16 protein-coding genes and 1 rRNA gene are annotated in these 20,268 nt (G+C 51.5%); 3 read left to right on the plus strand and 14 right to left on the minus strand.

Translation table 11 applies throughout. From position 1 onward, the window contains the following. The 6 genes from E1757_RS26195 to E1757_RS26220 form a co-directional block, all read right to left on the minus strand. Positions 1 to 383 (minus strand): 16S ribosomal RNA (locus E1757_RS26195); the annotation flags it as partial. 462 nt (positions 384 to 845) lie between these two features. Continuing rightward, complete coding sequence (gene ligA / locus E1757_RS26200) at positions 846 to 2,864, minus strand: NAD-dependent DNA ligase LigA (protein ID WP_133233783.1); 2,019 nt, start codon at positions 2,862 to 2,864, stop codon at positions 846 to 848. A 90-nt stretch (positions 2,865 to 2,954) separates the two neighbouring features. Then, a complete protein-coding gene (gene pcrA, locus E1757_RS26205) occupies positions 2,955 to 5,300 on the minus strand; it encodes a DNA helicase PcrA (protein ID WP_133233785.1) in 2,346 nt (781 codons plus the stop codon). A gap of 108 nt (positions 5,301 to 5,408) precedes the next feature. Beyond that, entirely contained in the window at positions 5,409 to 6,101 is a 693-nt protein-coding gene (pcrB, locus tag E1757_RS26210; RefSeq protein ID WP_133233787.1) for a heptaprenylglyceryl phosphate synthase, read from the minus strand. Positions 6,102 to 6,343: 242 nt separating this feature from the next. Further along, on the minus strand, positions 6,344 to 7,552 hold the full coding sequence (locus E1757_RS26215; RefSeq protein WP_133233789.1) for a spore coat protein: 1,209 nt from the start codon (positions 7,550 to 7,552) through the stop codon (positions 6,344 to 6,346). A 19-nt stretch (positions 7,553 to 7,571) separates the two neighbouring features. Beyond that, the gene (locus E1757_RS26220; RefSeq protein WP_133233791.1) at positions 7,572 to 7,805 is read right to left on the minus strand and encodes a hypothetical protein; all 234 of its coding nucleotides are present in this window, start codon (positions 7,803 to 7,805) and stop codon (positions 7,572 to 7,574) included. Between the two features lie 305 nt (positions 7,806 to 8,110). Here E1757_RS26220 and E1757_RS26225 point away from each other — a divergent pair, with 305 nt between their 5' ends. Beyond that, complete coding sequence (locus tag E1757_RS26225) at positions 8,111 to 9,622, plus strand: extracellular solute-binding protein (protein ID WP_133233793.1); 1,512 nt, start codon at positions 8,111 to 8,113, stop codon at positions 9,620 to 9,622. 110 nt (positions 9,623 to 9,732) lie between these two features. Here E1757_RS26225 and E1757_RS26230 read toward each other — a convergent pair whose 3' ends face one another. Genes E1757_RS26230 through E1757_RS26255 form a run of 6 tightly spaced genes read right to left on the minus strand, consistent with a single transcriptional unit; the run spans position 9,733 to position 15,765 of the window. Continuing rightward, on the minus strand, positions 9,733 to 10,500 hold the full coding sequence (locus E1757_RS26230; RefSeq protein WP_246079532.1) for a creatininase family protein: 768 nt from the start codon (positions 10,498 to 10,500) through the stop codon (positions 9,733 to 9,735). A gap of 19 nt (positions 10,501 to 10,519) precedes the next feature. Further along, positions 10,520 to 11,629, minus strand: coding sequence for a hypothetical protein (locus E1757_RS26235; protein WP_133233795.1), 1,110 nt, complete (start codon positions 11,627 to 11,629; stop codon positions 10,520 to 10,522). A 54-nt stretch (positions 11,630 to 11,683) separates the two neighbouring features. Beyond that, a complete protein-coding gene (locus E1757_RS26240) occupies positions 11,684 to 12,682 on the minus strand; it encodes a Gfo/Idh/MocA family protein (protein WP_133233797.1) in 999 nt (332 codons plus the stop codon). Between the two features lie 41 nt (positions 12,683 to 12,723). Continuing rightward, entirely contained in the window at positions 12,724 to 13,563 is an 840-nt protein-coding gene (locus E1757_RS26245; protein WP_133233799.1) for a carbohydrate ABC transporter permease, read from the minus strand. Next, positions 13,550 to 14,428 (minus strand): carbohydrate ABC transporter permease, encoded by an 879-nt coding sequence (locus E1757_RS26250; protein WP_220446535.1) that lies wholly within the window; start codon positions 14,426 to 14,428, stop codon positions 13,550 to 13,552. Before E1757_RS26250 ends, E1757_RS26245 begins: the two co-directional genes overlap by 14 nt. 17 nt (positions 14,429 to 14,445) lie before the next feature. Next, the gene (locus tag E1757_RS26255) at positions 14,446 to 15,765 is read right to left on the minus strand and encodes an ABC transporter substrate-binding protein (protein ID WP_133233801.1); all 1,320 of its coding nucleotides are present in this window, start codon (positions 15,763 to 15,765) and stop codon (positions 14,446 to 14,448) included. 218 nt (positions 15,766 to 15,983) lie between these two features. On the opposite strand from E1757_RS26255, the gene E1757_RS26260 reads away from it, so the two are divergent. Together E1757_RS26260 and E1757_RS26265 are read left to right on the plus strand one after the other, a co-directional pair. Next, a complete protein-coding gene (locus E1757_RS26260; RefSeq protein WP_133233803.1) occupies positions 15,984 to 16,856 on the plus strand; it encodes an AraC family transcriptional regulator in 873 nt (290 codons plus the stop codon). Between the two features lie 313 nt (positions 16,857 to 17,169). Then, complete coding sequence (locus tag E1757_RS26265; protein WP_133233805.1) at positions 17,170 to 17,631, plus strand: RidA family protein; 462 nt, start codon at positions 17,170 to 17,172, stop codon at positions 17,629 to 17,631. Positions 17,632 to 17,808: 177 nt separating this feature from the next. Here the strand turns inward: E1757_RS26265 and E1757_RS26270 are convergent, their stop codons facing one another. Then, entirely contained in the window at positions 17,809 to 18,837 is a 1,029-nt protein-coding gene (locus E1757_RS26270; protein ID WP_133233807.1) for a DUF4340 domain-containing protein, read from the minus strand. Next, positions 18,834 to 20,222, minus strand: a complete 1,389-nt coding sequence (locus tag E1757_RS26275; RefSeq protein WP_133233809.1) for a GldG family protein — start codon at positions 20,220 to 20,222, stop codon at positions 18,834 to 18,836. The genes E1757_RS26270 and E1757_RS26275 overlap by 4 nt, the downstream gene beginning before the upstream one ends. Positions 20,223 to 20,268: the final 46 nt, after the last annotated feature.

Here is a 20,268-nt window from a genome sequence, read left to right on the forward strand (position 1 = left end):
TTGCGTCCATTGCGGAAGATTCCCTACTGCTGCCTCCCGTAGGAGTCTGGGCCGTGTCTCAGTCCCAGTGTGGCCGATCACCCTCTCAGGTCGGCTACGCATCGTCGCCTTGGTGGGCCGTTACCCCACCAACTAGCTAATGCGCCGCAGGCCCATCTGTAAGCCACAGATTGCTCCGTGTTTCATGAACAGAACATGCGTTCCGTCCAGCTATCCGCTCTTAGCTATCGTTTCCGATAGTTATCCCGGTCTTACAGGCAGGTTGCCTACGTGTTACTCACCCGTCCGCCGCTAACTGTTCCCGAAGGAACAGTCCGCTCGACTTGCATGTATTAGGCACGCCGCCAGCGTTCGTCCTGAGCCAGGATCAAACTCTCCATTAAAGACCCCGTTAACGTCCCGAAAAATGAAGCAGAACCTCCGCAGAGAATTCCGATTCCTTTCCAGGTATCTATACCGAGGTATAAGAAGCTTGTCTTAAGCTCAAAAATAGTTATAAATCATACTGGCATTCAACCATTATTTGTTCAGTTTTCAAAGAGCTTTCGTCGTTCATTTGATGATACTGTTTTTGTCGTGACAAGAATATATCTTATCAGATTCGACAGCATAATGCAACAACTTTTTTATCCGGCATGGTTTGCACTTTCGCCGGCTCAGCGGCGACAAAAAGTAATGTACCACAAAAAGCCTATGGAATGCAACTGATTTATTTTGTATTTTTGCACGATGCTTAATTGGTAATCATCCCATCGCCTAATCTGTTGAAATCTGTGCCGAAACGCCGCTTAATAACTATTTCCAAGTAAACAGACGTGGTTCGTAATAAAATAAAAAGGAGGCTTTTACGCCTCCCCCATAAGCTGCAGCAGCTCCTGCTCGTTATCGATAATACGGATGCCCAGCTCCTGTGCTTTCTTTAATTTGCTGCCGGCGCTTTCCCCGGCGATGACGATGTCGGTTTTTTTCGATACGCTGCCGGTAATTTTCGCGCCCATGGACTCCAGCTTTTTGCCTGCGTCGTCCCGGCTCATCGTGGTTAAAGTACCTGTCAGCACAACCGTTTTGCCGAAAAACGGATTATCCGCGTTCATAATGACCGGAGCATCATCGCTAACCGGATTCACTCCGGCCTGCAGCAGCCGCTCGATGCTGTCCTGCATAACCGGATCGCGGAAAAAGCTGACGATACTGTCCGCCACAATGCCGCCGATATCGTTCAGCGTGACCAGTTCCTCCGGCGTCGCCTCCATCAGCTTTTGCAGGCTGCGGTAATGGTCCGCGAGCACCTTTGTCGTCGTTTTACCGGTATTCGGAATGCCGAGAGCGAACAGGAACGAAGCGAGATCGCAATGCTTGCTCTTCTCAAAAGCGGCCAGCAGGTTGCTTGCTTTTTTATCGCCGAACCTTTCCAGCTTAACCAAATCGTCGAATTGCAGCTGATACAAATCGGCCGGATCCCGAACGCCCAGCTCCTGATACAGCTGCTCTGCGGTCATGATACTGAACGTTTCGATATCCATTGCGTCACGCGATGCAAAATGGGTGATTCTCCCGATCAGCTGCGGGCGGCATTCAAGCCGGTTCAAGCAAAACAAATGCGCGCCTTTCAGCTCAAGCTGCGAACCGCAGGACGGGCAATGCTCGGGATATACGATTTCCTGACCGTCCGCCTCCTCCGTCACTTTGCCCAGCAGCTCGGGGATCACGTCATTGGAGCGGCGAATATATACTTGACTGCCCAACGCATGCTTTAAGTTTTTCCGTTCGATGTCGCCAATGTTGTTCAAGGTGCAGTTTTGCACGGTCACCCCGGCGATATCGACGGGCTCCACCTTCGCTACGGGCGTGATTTTGCCGGTGCGGCCCACTTCCCACGAAACGGACAGCAGCGTCGTTACCGCTTCTTCTGCTTCAAATTTGAAGGCAACCGCCCAGCGCGGAAATTTGTCCGTATAGCCCAGCACCTCGCGGGTGCGCATGTCGTTCACTTTGACCACGAGCCCATCGATTAAAAAATCGAACGTATGGCGCATCGACGTCACCTGATCGAGCTCCCGGGCCACCTCTTCGATCGAATCGTAAAAGTGGACGTACGGACTGACCTTAAACCGGTTATTCCGCAGAAATTCGACCATTTCCCGGTGGTCGCTGAATGCGAGCCCGTCGGTATAGCCGACATTGTAAAAATAAGCGTTCAGCTTGCGCGACGCCGTTATTTTCGGATTAAGATTGCGAAGCGCGCCCGCGGCGGCGTTGCGGGCGTTTTTGAGCGGCTCGGCGGCCGTCTTGTTGTATTGTTCCAGCACGGACAAGTTCATGATACCTTCGCCCTGTATTTCAATGACGCCCTCACGGTAAGGGATTTCCATCGGAATGGACCGGATGGTCCGCACCTGCGCCAAAATGCCTTCCCCTACCGTTCCGTTGCCGCGCGTAGCCGCCTGCACCAGCACGCCCTGATCATAGGTCAGATTCAAGGTCAGCCCGTCAAACTTTAGTTCGATCACAAAAGACGGCTGCGGCAGTTGATCGTCCGGATGCTGGTTATTGTATTCGTTGACCAGCTTTTGGACCCGGTTGTACCAAAGCATCAGATCCTCATGATTTTGCGCCTTGTCCAGACTCCACAGACGCGCACGATGCTTGTGCTCGTCAAAGCCTTTGAGCAGTTGATCCCCTACGCGCTGCGTCGGAGAATTCGGCAGCACAATGCCCGTTTCGCGCTCCATCGCGGCGAGCCGATCGTACAGCTTATCCCATTCGGCATCGGAGATGTCGGGCTTGTCTAATGTATAGTATGCGTAATTGTGACGGTTGATTTGTTCGATGAGGGCTTTCATAGCCTCAAGGGAATCCTTCATAAGGAAACCTTCCTCTCTGATTAAAAAAATAGCAAATCACGGTATAACCATTCGCGATTGTTGGTGCGAGAGACGAACGGCAGAGCCTCTTTAGCCCTGCTTTGTAATTGGCGCGAACTTGGCGAGCAGCCGTTTCACGCCGACCGGCGCAGGAAATGCGATCTGCAGCTCAGTGTCGTCGCCGGAGCCTTTGATGGCGACGACGGTGCCGGTGCCCCACTTGCCATGGGCGACTTTGTCGCCCATTTTGAAATCGGGCACCGCCCCGCCGGCACCGCCGCCAGCCGCCGCGGCCGGCCGGGCCGGGCCGGACGAGGCTGCGCTTCCGGGCGCCGACGGCCGGAAGCTGACCGTTCTGCCGCCGGAGGCGGAACCTGCGGCTGCGCCGCCGCCGAAGCTGCCGATCGAGCCGTAGCGGCCTTCGCGGCTGGCGAAGGAGGCGCCTCCGCCCGATCGGCCGCCAATCGTACGGCCCGGCGAAGCCAGCTCGAGCAGCTCCTCCGGTATTTCCGTCAGGAACCGCGACGGCGCATTCATGTTGGTGCGTCCGAACAACGTGCGCATCCGGGCGCATGTGAGGTACAGCTCCTGCTCGGCGCGCGTAATGCCCACGTAAGCGAGGCGCCGCTCCTCCTCCAGCTCCTCGTTATCGTTCGAGGCCCGGCTGTGAGGGAATACGCCCTCCTCCATGCCGATAATAAACACAACAGGGAACTCCAATCCCTTGGCGCTGTGCATTGTCATCAGCACGACGGCATTGCCGCTGTCCGCCTTGTCGTCCTCCGTGTTGCTCATCGAGTCGATATCGGCGATTAGCGCCAAGTCCGTCAGGAAAGCGACGAGCGTTTTATCGTCGTTGCGCTTTTCAAAATCCATCGTTACCGATAAAAACTCATCGATGTTTTCCAGCCGCGCGGTCGATTCGATCGTTTTCTCGCGCTGCAGTTCGATGCGGTACTGGGTCATTTCCAGCATTTTTTCGGTCAGCTCGGTGACGGACAAGTAATCGACCATCCGGTTCAAATTGTCGATCATCTCGCGAAAATCGGCGAGCGCGTGCTTCGCTTTAGCGCCAAGCTCCATTCCATCGACGTCCTCCAGCACGGCGAACAGGGATACGCCGCGCCGCGCCGCGGCTTCCGTCAACCGTTCAACGGTCGTGTCGCCGATCCCCCGCTTCGGCACGTTGACGACCCGCACAAAGCTGATATCGTCATCCGGATTGGAAATAAGCCTCAGGTAAGCCAAAATATCTTTGATCTCTTTACGATCATAGAACTTGATGCCGCCGACAATTTGGTACGGAATATCCGATTTGATCAAAATTTCCTCGATGACCCGCGATTGGGCGTTCGTGCGGTACAGGATCGCATGGTCCTGGAATCTTTTTCCGCTGCTTACATGCTTATTGATCTCGCTGGTGACAAAGTACCCTTCCTCATGCTCGGAATCGGCCTGGTACATCCGGATCTTGCTGCCTCCGTCCTTGCTCGTCCACAAGTTTTTCGCTTTGCGCCCGGCATTGTTCGCTATTACTTTGTTCGCCGCATCCAAAATGTTCGAGGTCGACCGGTAATTTTGCTCCAGCAAAATCGTCGTCGCCGTCGGATAATCCTTCTCGAAATTCAGAATGTTGCTGATATCCGCACCGCGCCAACGGTAAATCGACTGATCGCTGTCGCCGACGACGCAAATGCGCTTGTGCTTATCGGCCAGCATCAGGCAGAGCATATATTGGGCACGGTTCGTATCCTGGTATTCGTCGACGTGAATGTACTGGAACTTATTTTGATAAAACTCCAGCACGTCCGGCTCTTCTTTAAACAGCTTGATCGTGGACATAATCAGATCGTCAAAATCGAGCGAGTTGTTATGCTTCAGTTTTTTTTGATACAAGGTGTATACCTTTGCAACGATGCCGTCGAAGTAATCGCCAATTCTGTTCTCTACCATCTCCGGAGTTTTCAGCTCGTTCTTGGCAGTGCCGATAGCCGCCTGGACCGCTTTAGGCTCGAACTTCTTAGTATCGATATTCAATTCCTTCATACAGTTTTTGATGACGGACAATTGGTCCCCCGAATCGAGAATCGTAAAATTGGACGTAAACCCGATGCGGGAAATGTCCTTGCGCAAAATGCGCACGCACATCGAATGGAAGGTCGATACCCAAATATCGCGTCCGTTCGGACCGACCAGCTTGCCGACACGCTCCTGCATTTCACGCGCCGCTTTATTGGTAAACGTAATCGCCAGGATGCTCCAAGGCGCGGCTTTCCGCGTTGCGATCAAATAAGCGATGCGGTGCGTCAGCACGCGGGTTTTGCCGCTGCCAGCCCCTGCCATAATCAACAGCGGTCCGTCGACGGCTTCAACGGCTTTCTTTTGCTGCGGATTCAATGTATTGATGGATGCAAATAAATCGATTGTTTCATTCATTGTATCAATCCCCTTACTGCTAAGTTCCATTGGTTAACCAAGCTATATAATATTATAGAAGAAAAAAATAATGCCTTCCCTTCTTTCAGTCCCGAAGGGGCTGCGCGGCTAATTCGATTGTACGGCCTGAACCGTCGCCAACGCCTGCTCAAATCGCTCGTATACCGCGTTGCCTACTACAATCGTATGCGCGCTTTGCGCCGCTTTACGCGCTTTGTCGGGGCTATCGATCCCGCCCCCGTAAAAAAGCCTTGCTTCGCGCACCAGCTCTTTGCATCGAGCCACCAGCTCCATATCGCCGAAGGTTCCGCTGTATTCGATGTAAACAACCGGGCAATGAAACAGCCGGTCCGCCAACCGTACGTACGCCTCCACATCTTTTGCGTCCAGCGCCGTATCGGCCTCGGTAATTCGGGCGGCAGTCGATTGTCCGTTCATCATGATGTAGCCCTCCGTCCGTACCAGCTGCCAGTCGAGAATCGCCCCGTATTCGCGAAGCGCCTGATGGTGATGCCCGACGATCCATTGCGGATCCCGGGCATTTAATACAATAGGTATAAAAAACAGATCGAAGCCCGGCACGATCGCTTCCAAATTGGAAACCTCCAACACGCAGGGCACTTCATATCTGCGAATCCGCGCCAGCAAATCGACTGTATTCTCGAAGGTGACGCCCGAGGAGCCGCCGACCATAATGGCATCCGTTCCCGATACGCAGAGACGATCCAACTGCTCGTCCGACAGCTCCCGGTCAGGATCCAGCTTAAACACATGCTTCCAGTGCTTCATATCCAATAACAAAAGGCTGTGCCTCCCAGCAAAATGGTGTCGTTTCGCATTCATGCTGTCTTCATTATTTTTTATCTTTAAAAATAGTCTAAGCTACCCCCGAACCTGTGTCAAATACGAATTGGCGAACATTCTTTCGTATTTTGTTTACAAAAATTCCCTGCAGGCTAACCTGCAGGGAATCGGGTACAGATCCGTACTTTTCCAGGAGGAGCGAGGAGCTTGCCCTGCCGAAACAAGCCGTACGGATGCTGCTACATAAAATTTTTACCGTTCGAATCCGTATCGCGGCTTGAAGCGAAGGTGCTCGAAGTCGCGCTCTCCGTCTCGTCGTCGGCGTTCCAGTTATAGCTGTTGCCTCCCCGCTGCCCCGATGAGCCCGTGCTGTTGTCATATGCTTGTCCGGACAAGGAAGAAGCGCTCGAGCCGCCGGTGTATTTCGCGGTACCGTAGTCGCGATTCGCCGATTTGGCGGACATCGCGGACGATCCTGTTTGTGAATACGATGAGCTGCCCACCGAATCTTGGCTGTCGGCATAGGAAGATTTCGTACCCGCGTAATCGTTCATGCCGGATTGTACCGACGAGCTGCTGGTCGGACTGTAGCCGAGCCCGCTGCTTGCGTGCTGCGTATTTTGCGTAAACCCGAATGCGGTATTCGCATACGACGGGTTGGTGCCCGTATTGAAGCCCGAGCCGGCAGCAGAGCCCTGACCTGGGGCCGAGCCTGCAGTCGTGCTTTGGCCGGTGCCGGCGTTCATGCTGCTGCCCGTGCTCCAGCCGAATGCATTCCCTTTTGCCGAACCGTAGTTTTGCGCCTGAGACGAACCGTAGCCTTGGCCTTGAGCCTGCCCGTAGCTTGGATTTTGATTATAGCCTTGGTTTTGGGCTTGTCCGTAGCCTTGGTTCGGATTATAGCCCTGGTAGCCCTGGCTTAAACCTTGAGCAATATAACCTTGCGCCGAAGGCGATTGGTGTAATCCCGCATTAGAGTGCGATAGACCGGCTTCCGAACCTGACGAAGCGAACGTTCCGGCGCCGTAACCGCTCTGCTGAAAGGACGGATCGTTGGCATATGCGGATTGCCCTGATTGCTGATAAGCGCCCGCACCTGAATAAACGTTTTGCAGCGATTGTTGAACGAACGTTTGAAGCTGTTCCGCTTTTTGAAATTGCTGTTGAAGCTCCTGCTGAATTTCCTGCTGGGTTGCCGATTTAATCGAATCGTAGCCGCCCGATTGAGACACGATCGTAAACAGCTCCGCCTGATCCTGCATCGTATGCTGTGCAAGCATTTGGAACGTTTGGCGAACAGCCGGATGCGTCGCTTCCAAAGCGGCGGTCGTATATTCGCGTGCCGTGCGCTTCATCTCGGACAGGACGAGATTACCCCAATCCTGCTCTTGAAGCTGTCCAGGCTGCATGGATGACTGTTGTTGGTTTGTACTCGTTTGCTGATACATAGCTGCACCTCCCGGGTAATTAATGAGTCATTTGCGTTTGCTGCTGCAAGGTTCTTAAGATTTGATCCGTATGCCGCAGACGGTCTTGTGCGATTTGAGCGAACTTTTGCTTAAGCTGGGGAGAATGGCTATCCTCCATCGACTGGATCGCCAGCTTCGTTAACATTTCCTCATTTTTTAAACTATCCGTTATGTACGACAGCTCTTTGGAGCTTACCGTATTGATGCCTTGCTGCTGTTGTTGTGCATACATTTGATGTGTCCTCCTTTCCAATTTTGACAAAAGATAGGTTGTCCCGCTTGTGGAAATAGTATGCATTTTTTCGCCGCCGTTCCTTCCGGTTATGACCTCACCTTTAAGAAAAGATGGTTAAGATCAGTGCATGGCGTGTTAAATTAAGCATATCCTGAACCCTTTCTACGGAATAAGCGAGGCGCCGGCTTAAAGAAGTTAAATCCGGTGTCTGGCATGAATCTCGGCTAAGTCTGATAATAGGGCAAGTGGAACCATATAAAATGTGTGATATTATCTAAACTAGAGAAAAGGGTGGAGTAACGATGAACAAGCAAAAAGCATTGGCATCTCTAGGTGTCCTTGTAGTAGCCGGATCCGTGGCGGCTGGCTGCGGCGGCGTCAAACAATCGGCGGCAGGGGACGCCATTTCCGAGACAACCCCGTTCCCGATTTCTATCGCATTGCAGCAGGTCGGCGACATTCCGGCCGATGGAAACGAAATCAGCCAGACTATAGAAAAGTACACGAATACGAAGCTGAACATTCAATGGATCCCCGGGTCCGCCTATGATGATAAAGTCAATGTCATGATCGCGTCGAACGAAATTCCGAAGCTGCTCAAGGTGCAGTACGTACCCAACATCGTTAACAGCATGCAGTCCGGACTGTTCTGGGAAGTCGGCCCTTATTTGAAAGAATTCAAAAACTTGTCGGCTCAAAACCCGCAGTTTTACGATAATATTCAAGTCGACGGAAAAGTGTACGGGGTGCCGATTTTTTCGGAGATTGCCCGCGCAGCGATCGTTTACCGCAAAGACTGGCTGGACAATCTCGGATTGCAGGTGCCCAAGTCGCTCGATGAATGGTACAACGTAATCAAAGCGATGACGCTGAACGACCCGGATAAGAACGGCAAAAACGATACGTACGGCACGCTGCTGTTCAAAAAATACAATGAAGGTCAAACGTCTCTGACAACCCGCTTCGCAGTAGGGATGGGGGCCCCCAATAAGTGGGAAATTACGAAGGACGGGAACGTAATCCCCGAATTTATGACGCAGGAATATAACGACGTATTGAAGTTTTACCGTAAGCTGTACGAAGAAAAGCTGATCAACCAGGATTTTGCCGTGCTGGATTCGACAGAAGCGGATAAAATGTTCGACTCCGGCCGCGCAGGCATCAAAATAGCCGTAGCCAATACGGCGAAGAGCCAGCAGGATCGTCTGTCCAAGGTCGACCCGAAGGCCATTGTCGACGTTGCTCCGCTCGAAGGTCCGAAAGGGATCCGGGTAGCGGGTCAAACCGGCAATTCCGGAATTTACGTTATTCCGAAGTCGTCCGTGAAGACAGAGGCGGAAGTGAAACGGGTGCTTAAATTTTTGGATCAGCTGATGGATCCGGAAATGGCGACCCTGCTGATGCGCGGTATTGAAAACAAGCATTATGTCAAAACCGACGACAACCGTACCGAATTTAAAGATTTTACATTATTCCAGCGCGAAGTTAAGCCTTACCGCGACAACCTCCCTTATATCGAGGGCTACAATGTGGCGCCGCTGAAAGATGTGCCGATTGGGGAAAAAGGCAATAAAGTGACGCAGGAAAATATGAAGTTCGCCATTCCGAACCCGGCTTTGACGTTTATATCCGCCACTTACAGCGAGCGCGGAAAAGAGCTGGAGCAAATGATCTACGACGCGCAGACAAAGTACATTATGGGTAAACTTGACGATGCCGGTTATCAGGCCGAGATCGAAAAGTGGAAAAAGGCCGGGGGCCAAAAGCTGATGGATGAGTATAAGGCAGAACACGATAAACGTGTAAAAAAATAATAGCGATCGCGAACCTTCTGCCGGTGCAGACGAGCGGTTATGCGAAAAGGCGAAGAGCCATCCTTCATGCGGAGGATGGCTTTTTGCCGCTTCTGACTTATTTGCAGGCATTAACCTGCCGTCATTGTTTTCTGCAGCTCCAGCATCCAGGCGGAAACTGCGTTCACAATAACGTCCAAATATTGCCGGCCTTTTTCGGCGCTCGCTTTGTCGGGAGAGTCTGTAAAACCGTCAATGCCGGTCAATTCGCCATGCTTTCCAATAAATGAGCCTTCCGCGCGCATCCAATCGTTCACCGGATGATCGTGTTTGATGGCGGACCCTTTAATAAGCTCGGGATCAAGCGCCATAATCAAAGACGTCTCAAAGCCGCCGGCATGTCCGGGAACCAAGCCGACTTCTTCTGCCCCAAGATCGTCCAGGGCTGGTTTAGCCAAGTTCCAATACGAAGCCGCCGCCGTCCAGACGGGATGACGGACTGCCGCATCCTGCGCGGCTTGCACCATGATCTGGGCGTTGCCGCCATGGCCGTTCAAAAAGATGATTTTGCGGAATCCGCACTTTACGAGGCTCTCCGTAATGTCATACAGCATATGCTGGTATGTAGCCGTGGAGTAAGAAAGCGTACCGCCATAATTCAAATGATGCTGAGAGCAACCGATCGTTAAAACGGGAGTCATGAGCGCTGACATGATACCCGACAGCTTCTGTATCGAATGACTGACCACATACTCGCAAATCATACTATCCGTATAGACCGGCAGATGAGGCCCATGCTGCTCGGTTGCCGCCAGCGGAACAACGGCAAAGCTGCCGTTCTTCGCCAAGTGCATTAAGTCGTCACGCGTATACGTATGAAACCAATTGCGTTTATCCAACCTTGTAACCTCCGGTCTATTAATAATTGACGCGCAGATGCGGCGTTTCGACTTCTTTGCCGACGTGCAGCGATCTCATCATGGCATCCAGCGCACCAGTTGTAAGAAGCGAACGTTCCACCGGATAAGGAGCATTGCGAGTATGCATAAACCGTTCAATCGCCAGCACCAAGTAACTGAAGTGGCTGTGCGGCTTTTGATTTTGCAGCCTGAACTCTACGCAAACCGGCTGTTCGCCCTCCGCGACCTGGTAAGCCGATACGAACATTCTGCCTTCCGGTTCGGCATAAATGATGCCGGCTTGCAACCCGTCCACATATTCCAGTTCAACGAAAACAGGGAGCTTCAATTGATAAGGAAACATGTCGATATCGCGCAGATTGACAAAGCCCCCAAGCGCTTCATAAATCGGCTTCCAGTCATCCGATAAAATCCGTTCGACCGCCGCCTCGTCCTTGTACGTTCTTACCGCTTTGATCCCGGTTTCGCCAAAAGCCCGGTTCTCGGCGATGCTTTCCATCATCTCCATCGTATGGTAGCAGTACCGTTCCACGTCGTCATAGGCAAAACCCAGCATCCTGTGCATAGGCGCCCCGTAAGGAATGCCCGTCGTTACCGGAATGCGAGGTGCATACGGCAGCACCGAGCTCGACATGAACGGAACGTTATGCTTTTTAATTTGAGCATACATCCATTCGATATCTTCTTTAACGACCGCAAAGCCTTTGTCCGTAAAGACGGGAACGATATGGTCAAACTCCAGCATCACGTTAAGACATTGTTCGAAAAACTTCCTTCTTGGATACAAAATCTGCCCAAACTCATTGGTGGGGTATTCGCCCAGCTCGCCAATGATAATGATCCCGTCCAAGTCAAAGGATGTCCCGCCATTCAACAGAGCCTCGCGAATCGATCCGTGCAGCGCCACTCCATGCTTGGCCGCCATATCCCGTCCCATATCGTTGGCCGGGTACTGGTCGATATACATCGAGACGATCTCGACTGTCGGTTTGTACCTTCTGCCATTCAGTACATAACCGTCCAAAAATTTGGTAATAATGACATCAGCATGGTTAATATCCCAATATTCCGTAATGATGGCGGCAACTTTTTTCGTTTGTTTTGACATGATGATCCTCCTAAAAGTAATTGCACCCGTTCGACGCGAGACGAATCTTCCTATTTAAAATGAAACGGCATAATGAAAATCGATCGACCGGGTCATCGCATCGACAATATCAATAATGTGGCTGGATTGTTTCAGGGATGAATAATCGGGCGCCGATTGTTCGGCGATAAGATGGCAGTATGCGCTCAGCTGCTCGTAAAGCGCGGCGGATACATGCCTTTGAAGCTGATCATTCGCCGCAACCGTAGCGGATTGCCTGGCCCAAGGGTCCCCGACCAAATAAGAGATGTCCCCGGTATCGATGGTCAGACTTCCCTTATCGCCAATAATCTCCAGGGAGCCGCGGGTCAGCGGGCTGCTTTCATCCGCGCTTGTCCAAACGTTGGACATGGTACCGGCCACTCCGTTACCGAATGCAAAGTCGAAACGTTCGATATTGCGCACGCCATCCGCGAACGGCTTGGACCCGAATGCCTGCATGCTCTTCAACCGGTTCGCCCCAGCCAACCAGAAGGCCAAATCCAGATCGTGCACAAGCATTTCATAATAAGTGGGGAGACGGTGATACAGCTTCAGCAGCGCTTCGCTGCGCGATCGCGTAAATACAAGCTGCTCCAGCCGCCCGATTCGCTCCTCGCGTATCGCTTTAGACAGCTTGGCGTATGGCTCCAAAAAGCGGTTTAACCGTACGATCAGAAGCTGCCGGCGGTTTTGCACCGCCATCTTCCACATTTCATGCGCAGCGGCTGGATTCGTCGCTATCGGCTGATCGAGCACAACATGTTTGCCGCTCTTCAGCGCGGTAACGACGGGTATAAAATGCGCGCGCTCATGCGTCGTTATACTGAGCAGATCCAAGTCGCACCCGTTCAGCATGTCGTTGATGCCCGTATACTTGCGGTTAAGGCCATAACGGCCGGCTGCTTCATCCAGCCTGTCGCGATTCGAATCGCATACAGCGACTACCTCCGCATGCGGGATCGAAAGATATGCCTTAAGATGGCATTCTCCCCAGCTGCCGGCACCAACGATACCTACTTTTACTTTTTTCATGTGATGGTCTCTTCTCCTCTAGGTTGTTTGGACGCTTCGCCTTACTTGATTGCCCCGGCTGTAAGACTGTTGATCATAAATTTTTGAAGAAAAATAAAAATGACGGAAACCGGCAGCGTTGCAATCAGAGAAGCCGCCATCAAGTCGTTCCACTCGATTTTGTTCAGCGATACCAGCTGTCCGACACCTACCGGAATGGTCTTCATGTTCTCGGATGACATTAAAATAACGGCAAACAAATATTCGTTCCAGCCGACAATGAAGCTATATATGGCGGTTGCCACTACCCCTGGCAGCGCCAGCGGTAGGATGATCTGCCAAAAGGTGCGGAATTTGCTGCAGCCGTCAATGGACGCGGCCTGATCCAGCTCTTTGGAGATCGTGTCGAAATACCCGAGCATCATCCATGAGCAGATCGGGATGGTGAACGTAATGTACGTCACGATCAAGCCAAGAAGCGTATTGATAAGTCCAAGCTGGGTCATAATCTTGTACATCGGGATCAGCAGCATAATTGAAGGAAACATTTGCGTCACCAGCAAAAAGGTTAAATACGTCCCTTTTCCGCGAAAATGAAATCTCGAGGTGCCGAACCCCGCCAAGGTCGAAAATAGAAGTGACACAACGGTCGCCCCAATAACGACAATCAAACTGTTTGCAAAATAGGTGCCGAACGGATAATCCGACCAAATCCGCTTAAATGCATCGACAGTAGGATGTCCAGGCAGCCATTGCGGAGGCGTCGAAAACGTGTCCTCAGGCGATTTCAGCGAAGTCGAAATCATCCATAATACGGGAACCAGCACCGCTAACGATGCGATCAGCAGCACCAGGTATGTGACGATGTCCCCCATGCTCCCCCGAAGCTTATTTCGTTTCATCCGACAACAACCTCCTGTACACAAAACTGATCAGAAAACAGATCAGAAACACGATAAAAGCCAATGCCGAAGCCTGACCGAAACGGAAATCGGTAAACGCCAGCTTGAATATATCGATGCTTACGACGCTTGTCGCATTGACCGGACCTCCCTGCGTCAGCAATTCAATAATCGTAAAATGCTTAAACCACCAGATCGTCTCCAATACGAGGGTTGTACCAAGTACCGTCTTCAAGCTCGGAAGCGTAATATGCAAAAACGACTGCCATTTGGTAGCCCCGTCCATTTCGGCCGCTTCGTACAGGTCTTCGGAAATCGATTGGAGTCCCGCCAAGACGAAGATCAGCACAAGCGGGTACCCTTTCCAGACGGCGACAAAAACTACGGCTAACAGCGCATAGGATGCAGTACTCAGCCATGCTATCGGTTCGGATATAAGATGGGCGGACACAAGCACGTGATTGACCAATCCGTAAATAGGGTCGAACATCCATTTCCAGAGCAAGGCCACGACAACCTCGGGAAACAGCCAAGGGAGAATGAGAATGAGACGAAATATAGCTCTCCCTTTAATCTTTCTGTTCAACAGCACGGCGAGCAGCGTTCCAACAATAAAATTGCCCGCCACAACCATGATCGTGAATTTAAACGTGAGAAGCACTTTATCCAAAAAGTCACGTTCCGTGACAGCCTGCCAGTAGTACTTAAAGCCGACAAAATTCCAACGATTCATCAGATTCGTATCAAACATACTTACAAAAAAACCGTAGGCAATCGGGTAGGCTATTACCAGCAGCATCATAATGGCAGAGGGCAGAATAAACCCGTATCCGGCCCTCTGATTGCGTGAAAAGTAATTATTCACCGACACTTCCCCTTCCCTTACTTCTGGTTCTGCTTAATCTCCCCGCGAATGATTTCAGCCGCCTTCTTACCCGCTTCGTCCGCACCCGTTTTACTGGTCAGTACGGATTGATAGGCTACGCCGACCGCGGTCTGTACCTTGGAAAAGAACGGAACGACAGGCTGCTGGAAAGCATATTTCTGCGCTTCGATAAACCCTTTGTATTCAGGGGAGTTCAGAAGCGGTGAATCGTTTGTTTCCGTACGGGTAGGCATACGCCCCGTTCCTTCAAAAAACTTCAACGCATTTTCCTTGTTCAGCAAAAACTTCAAATATTGAACTGCGGCTTCTTTATGCTTGCTTTGCTCCGAAATGGAAAAGCCGAAGGAGCTTAGCGCCGATGCATGTGTCACCTTCATGGGAACGGGAACGGCACCGATTTTGCCTTTCAGGTTCGGATTTTTCTCAATCACGCCGCCGATTCCGTGTGAGCCGGTAATCATCATGCCGATCTTCTCGTTGCCCATCAGCGTGACAACGTCCGCATAGGCGCTCTGAACCGCGCCGGGCTGCACCACCTGATATTTGTTCACCAGGTCGCCGAAAAATTGCAGCGCCTCCGCGGCTTGCGGCGTATCCATCTCCGTGACCCATTTGCCGCTGGCGTCCTGCTTCAGCTCGCTGGCGCCAAAGCTGTGCAAAATCGGCATAAACCGGTACGTGCCGGAACTGTTGTTCGTACCTACCATGCCGAATCCCCACTGGTCGGCTTTTCCGTCACCGTCTTTATCCTTCGTCAGCTTCTGGGCGACATGGATGAACTCGTCCCATGTCGTCGGCGGCTTCAGTCCTTCGGCTTCAAGCCAATCCATCCGGTACAGCAATGCAAGCGGTGTCGTAAACCATGGCGCAAACTGCAGCTTGCCGTCAATCGTCGCTTCCTCCAGCACTTTGGGGTTAAACCCTTGGACATAATCTTTGCCGAGCAGCTCCGTTAAATTCGCTGTAATTCCCATATCATTGGCTGTCGAGTAAAAATCCGGCGTATTGACGAAAATATCCGGGAGCTGGTTGCCGGTGGCCAATGTCGTTATTTTGGTAAATGCGTCATTCGTTGAAGTGCCCATAAATTCAATCTTAATATTCGGGTTTTGCTTCATAAACTCGTCTGCAAGCTGCTGTTCAATAACGCCCGCAGGTTTTTCGACAATCGTTGACGACAAAACTTTCAAGGTGACAGGTCCCTCCGATTGGCCGCCGTTCGCCGTGGAAGAGGAGCTGCCGCATGCGGATAGGAACAAAGTAAGGCAAGATAGTGTGCTGAGCATCGTTACTGTTGTTTTTTTGTTTTTTATCATGATTTGAACCCTCCCGTTTGTACGTGTTTATATCATTTGCCCTAGTGACTGCGTCTCCTTGCATAAGTCGAGGTTGGAGCCAGTCCGGCTTTCAGGGTATAATGGCTTATATGAAGGATAGCTTAAGTCATTCTCCGAAAACCATCCCATTTTGTCATAACAATTTATACTTTTTTAGTTAAGAGCCTGGAAAAGCCGGTCAAAAGGAGACTTACACCATGCAATATTTATTTCAGCTCTCAAGGGTTTACAATGCCGTACATCTAATCTCCATCCAGCATTCCAGCGCGGAACAAGGATGGGAATTTCCGAATCACCGCCATACGATCCTCGAGTTTAAATATTGCATCAAGGGCCGAATCGAGCACAAAATAAACGGAAAAACCTATATCACCAATCAAGGCGACTCGGTCATCATGAAAGCCGGCGTTTATCACCAAATGAAGGTGCTGGAGGATTGCGAATTTTTCGGGTTTCATTTTGACATGGAAATGCCGACGGTTTATTCGATTTTTCAATCCATTCCCGATCCGTTCATTCCCGCGAATCTTGGAGGTTTCATCAAGCAGTGGGTCAATCAGTTTATGTCCGATTTTGGTAGCGATTTCTCACAGCTGCATCACCTGCCGCAAACAACGGTCCACTACTCGGTTGAAAACAATTTGAAAATTCTTAAAATGCATTCCAGCTTTGTCGAATTTATCTCCTCGCTTGCCAAATTTTATTACGAACCGTCACAAGTGCTCGATGATGTCGTTCACTCATCCCATTTATACATTGCCCATCAAACTGCGTTTGAATTAAACAACACGGAGCAATACGATCTGCAGATCGGCGAAATCGCTCTCAAGCTGAACGTGCATCGCAGTCATATTACCAATTGCTTTAAAGAAGTGTATGGCGTCACGCCCAAGCAATATTTGCTGCAGCTGCGCACGCAAAAAGCAAAGCAGTATTTGCTGGAAACCAACCTGACAGTAGAGGATATCGCGGATAAACTATCGTTTTCATCAACCGCCCATTTTACCAAGTTTTTCGCCAAACAAACGGGAAGCTCTCCGTCCCACTACCGTGCAAAAAGGGAAATGTAAGCTCGGGATTTACTCCTAAGTCTGTAGCCGCGGCAGTCATTTCCTCGACTGGACGGTGTTGACAAGCGGCGGCAAAATATTTTATTGTTAGAACCACTGCAGGGGAGCGTCACACGAAAACCCGGAAAAAAACCAATTTGGCAACGACGGGTTAAAAGGTAAACAAATGCTGCCCCGGCTCCGCCGCTCAAGGATAAACGGCTTCGCCGTCCTTCAGGAACGAGCGCGTTTGTCAAGGTTGTGTGAAGCAAAGTATAAAATCTTATACTTTCTATTCAACCGGAAAAATCAACGAACTTGGGAGGATGTTTACATGGGAGTTATTTCGGATCGTTTGAAACAATTGGGGATTGTTCTGCCTGAACCGCTGCCGCCGGTAGCCATTTATGTTCCGGCCGTCACGGTGAACAACCTGGTCTACACATCGGGAAATGACTGCCGCATTGACGGCCGTCTCATGTACGAGGGAAAGGTCGGAATCGATCTGACGATCGAACAGGGCCAGCAAGCTTCACGGCAAACGATGATCAACCTGCTGGCAGTGCTGCAGGCTCATCTGGGTGATTTGGACCGCGTGGAAAGAATCATCAAACTGCTTGCATTCGTAAACAGCGCGCCGGGCTTTGCCGAACAGCCTTATGTAATCAACGGGGCTTCCGGATTGCTGGAAGAAGTGTTCGGAGAAGCCGGCAAGCACGCCCGTTCCGCTATCGGCACATCGGACTTGCCGTTCCATACGCCTGTCGAAATTGAGATGATCGTGCAAATCAAATAACCCCCGAAGACATGAATTTGCATATGAAAAGACGCTCCCATCCCCACTTCAATCGTGGTTTTGGGAGCGTCTTTGCACATAGCCCAGGACGAATTCACTAGCCTGCATTCCTCTTTTAGACAAGCCCTGTTGTCGTGAACTCTAAAACCGTGAGGATGCGCTGCCAAGGTATGGAAGCTACTTCGTCTGCGGCTGAGCCGGGGCAGCCGGTGCCGGATTGGCAGGCGCCTCACCCGTAGGCGGTTGTGCCGGAGCTCCCGGAGCCGGATTCGCCGCCGCGTCGGGCGTCGGCGTTTCCTTTCCCTTGTCGGCCAGCTCTTGAATCGCCGTAACCGGCAGAGCGTAGGCCCATGGCGAGCCTTCCTTCACCACCCATACAAAATCTTGCTGAACCTTGCCCTGATAGACGGCGGTCTGCTCCTTTTTGGAGGCGTCGACCGTCTTCAGCTCGATCCGCAGCTCCGGCGCGTCCAGCTTGATTTCGCCGGCCGGCTTGGCCGCCTGATCGGTGGCCAGAAATTGCAGCGTGTCGAGATAAGAGCCCGCGTCCGCTCCCTTCACGACCTGCTCGCCTAATTTCCAATCCGATTCGTACGATTTTTTGTCCGCATCCGATTTGGTCAGCATCCATTTCTGCCCTTTCCAATCCACGCTCAAGCTGCGTACGTCGTCATAATCGAACTTGATCGGGCTTTTTTCCATAAATTCGATCTGCTTTTTGGCCAGCAGCTGCAGTTGGGAATCGCTCAGCTGGAATACTTCCTTCGAACCGTTCGTCATTGCATAGCTGAAGCCTTGAATCGCTGTCGCATTGCCGAGACTGACCGTATGGGACTCGCCGTTTTTCAGATTTACCGTGAGCTGCAGGCCCGGCTTATCCAGTCCGAATTGAGCCAGATCGGACGGATTCGCGTCAACCGTCTGCTCCTTGCTTAACGAATTGAACGATTCCACCCAGTTGTCGGCGCTGTAACCGTCAAGCGGAATGGCGGACGGCTTGGTCATGGCCCATTGGCCATCCTTATGCTGCAGCTCGATTTCCATATCGGTCGATTTGATCGTAAAACTTGCCACCTCATCCTTGTTCACTTTTACAAGCGCTGCGGCAGGAGGCTTCGTTTCCTTAAAGAAGTCTTTGCTGGACGCGTACCAGAAGCCGCCGATACATATGATGACAAGCAAAAGTGTCGGAATCAGCCGTTTCATCCTTTTCTCCTCCTCCACCAAATCGTTCCGCCGACGATGAGGAAGAGCAGCGGGAACAGCAGAACCGTGCCGTAAAAGATCGAATTGGCCTGGCTGTTCGTAATCATGGCTTGCTTGATCGCATCGCCTTCGCGCGGACGGATCGTCACTTGATCTTTTTGCTCCTGCAGCCAGCCGACGCTGTTCAGCGCAAAATCGCGGTTGCCCTGCTGCTGGATCACATTGTCGACGAGGAAGGAGGAACCGCCCAATACAACCGCCTTCGGCTTGTTTTCCTTCGTCTCCACAACATATCCCAAGTTCAGCGGGCCTTTGATGTCTTTATCGTCCTTGACCGTACGGCTTTTCATCAGCGTCTCGATGTCGGTTTCCCCGTATGCATTTTCGGTCGTCTTCAAAATGACCGTAGCCGGGAAGTCTTCTACCGGCTTATCCGAGCTCAGTGTAACCGCCAGATTCATCATCGTCAGCAGGTTGTAGTCCTGCAGCTTTTTCGTAATGTCGTGGTATCCGTATTCCGGGATGATCGTCAGCGGATCGAACAGCTGGCTTTGCTTTGGCTCGATCGCAACCGCATGCTGATCTTGAATGCCGTACTGGGACAAGAGACTGTCGATATTTTTCCATTGGGTCGCCATATCCTTGTTAAAGCCCAATGCCATATACAGTTTGCCCTTGCCCTTCAAGTATTCCTTGATCACTTCGGTTTCCTTGTCGCTAATATCGGATTGCGGCCCGATGATGAACAAAACCTCGGCGTCGTCGGGAATTTTACCCTCGCGCAGCAGATTCAGCTCCGTTACCTCATAATTTTCGCCTTCCAGCCCGCTCCGCCACAGGTTCAGCTGGGTCAGCGGGATTTCGCTATGGCCCGACAGGAAATAAATTTTGCTCTTTTCCTTCGCGTTTAAATTGACCAGCGCCTGCGTCAGCTTCTCTTCCCCGCTGAATTTATACTCGCCCTGCTGCTGCCCGGGAATAAACATGTCCGCATAATACAGCGTCTTTTTCACGGCGCCGCTCTCGACCACCAGCGTTCCCGACGGATCGACATCATACTGTTTGGCCAACCCCGGCTGCTTGATAATGTCGAATTGGTCGAAAACGATTTTTCCGTTGCGCTTCTTGTATTCCTGAACCAATTCCTCCACCTGGCGCTTAATATAAGGATCCGTCCGGTCGCTCGTCAAGGAAATCAGATGCACGTCTTTATCAAGCGCCTTCAACGTCTCCGTTGTTTTGTCGGATAGCGTAAACTTTTTATTTTGCGTCAAATCGATCTGCAGACTTTTCGTGGAGTTGAGAAAAATCGTCAGAACGATAAAAATGCCGATCACCGCAAGGGATAACACAACGGCATTCGTACCGCGAATCCACTTATTCAAAGCACTCTTCCCCCTTCGAGTTTTGCTCGTAGCCCGCCTGCCTCGG

Source organism: Paenibacillus piri, assembly GCF_004354045.1.
GTDB classification, from domain to species: Bacteria; Bacillota; Bacilli; order Paenibacillales; family NBRC-103111; genus Paenibacillus_S; species Paenibacillus_S piri.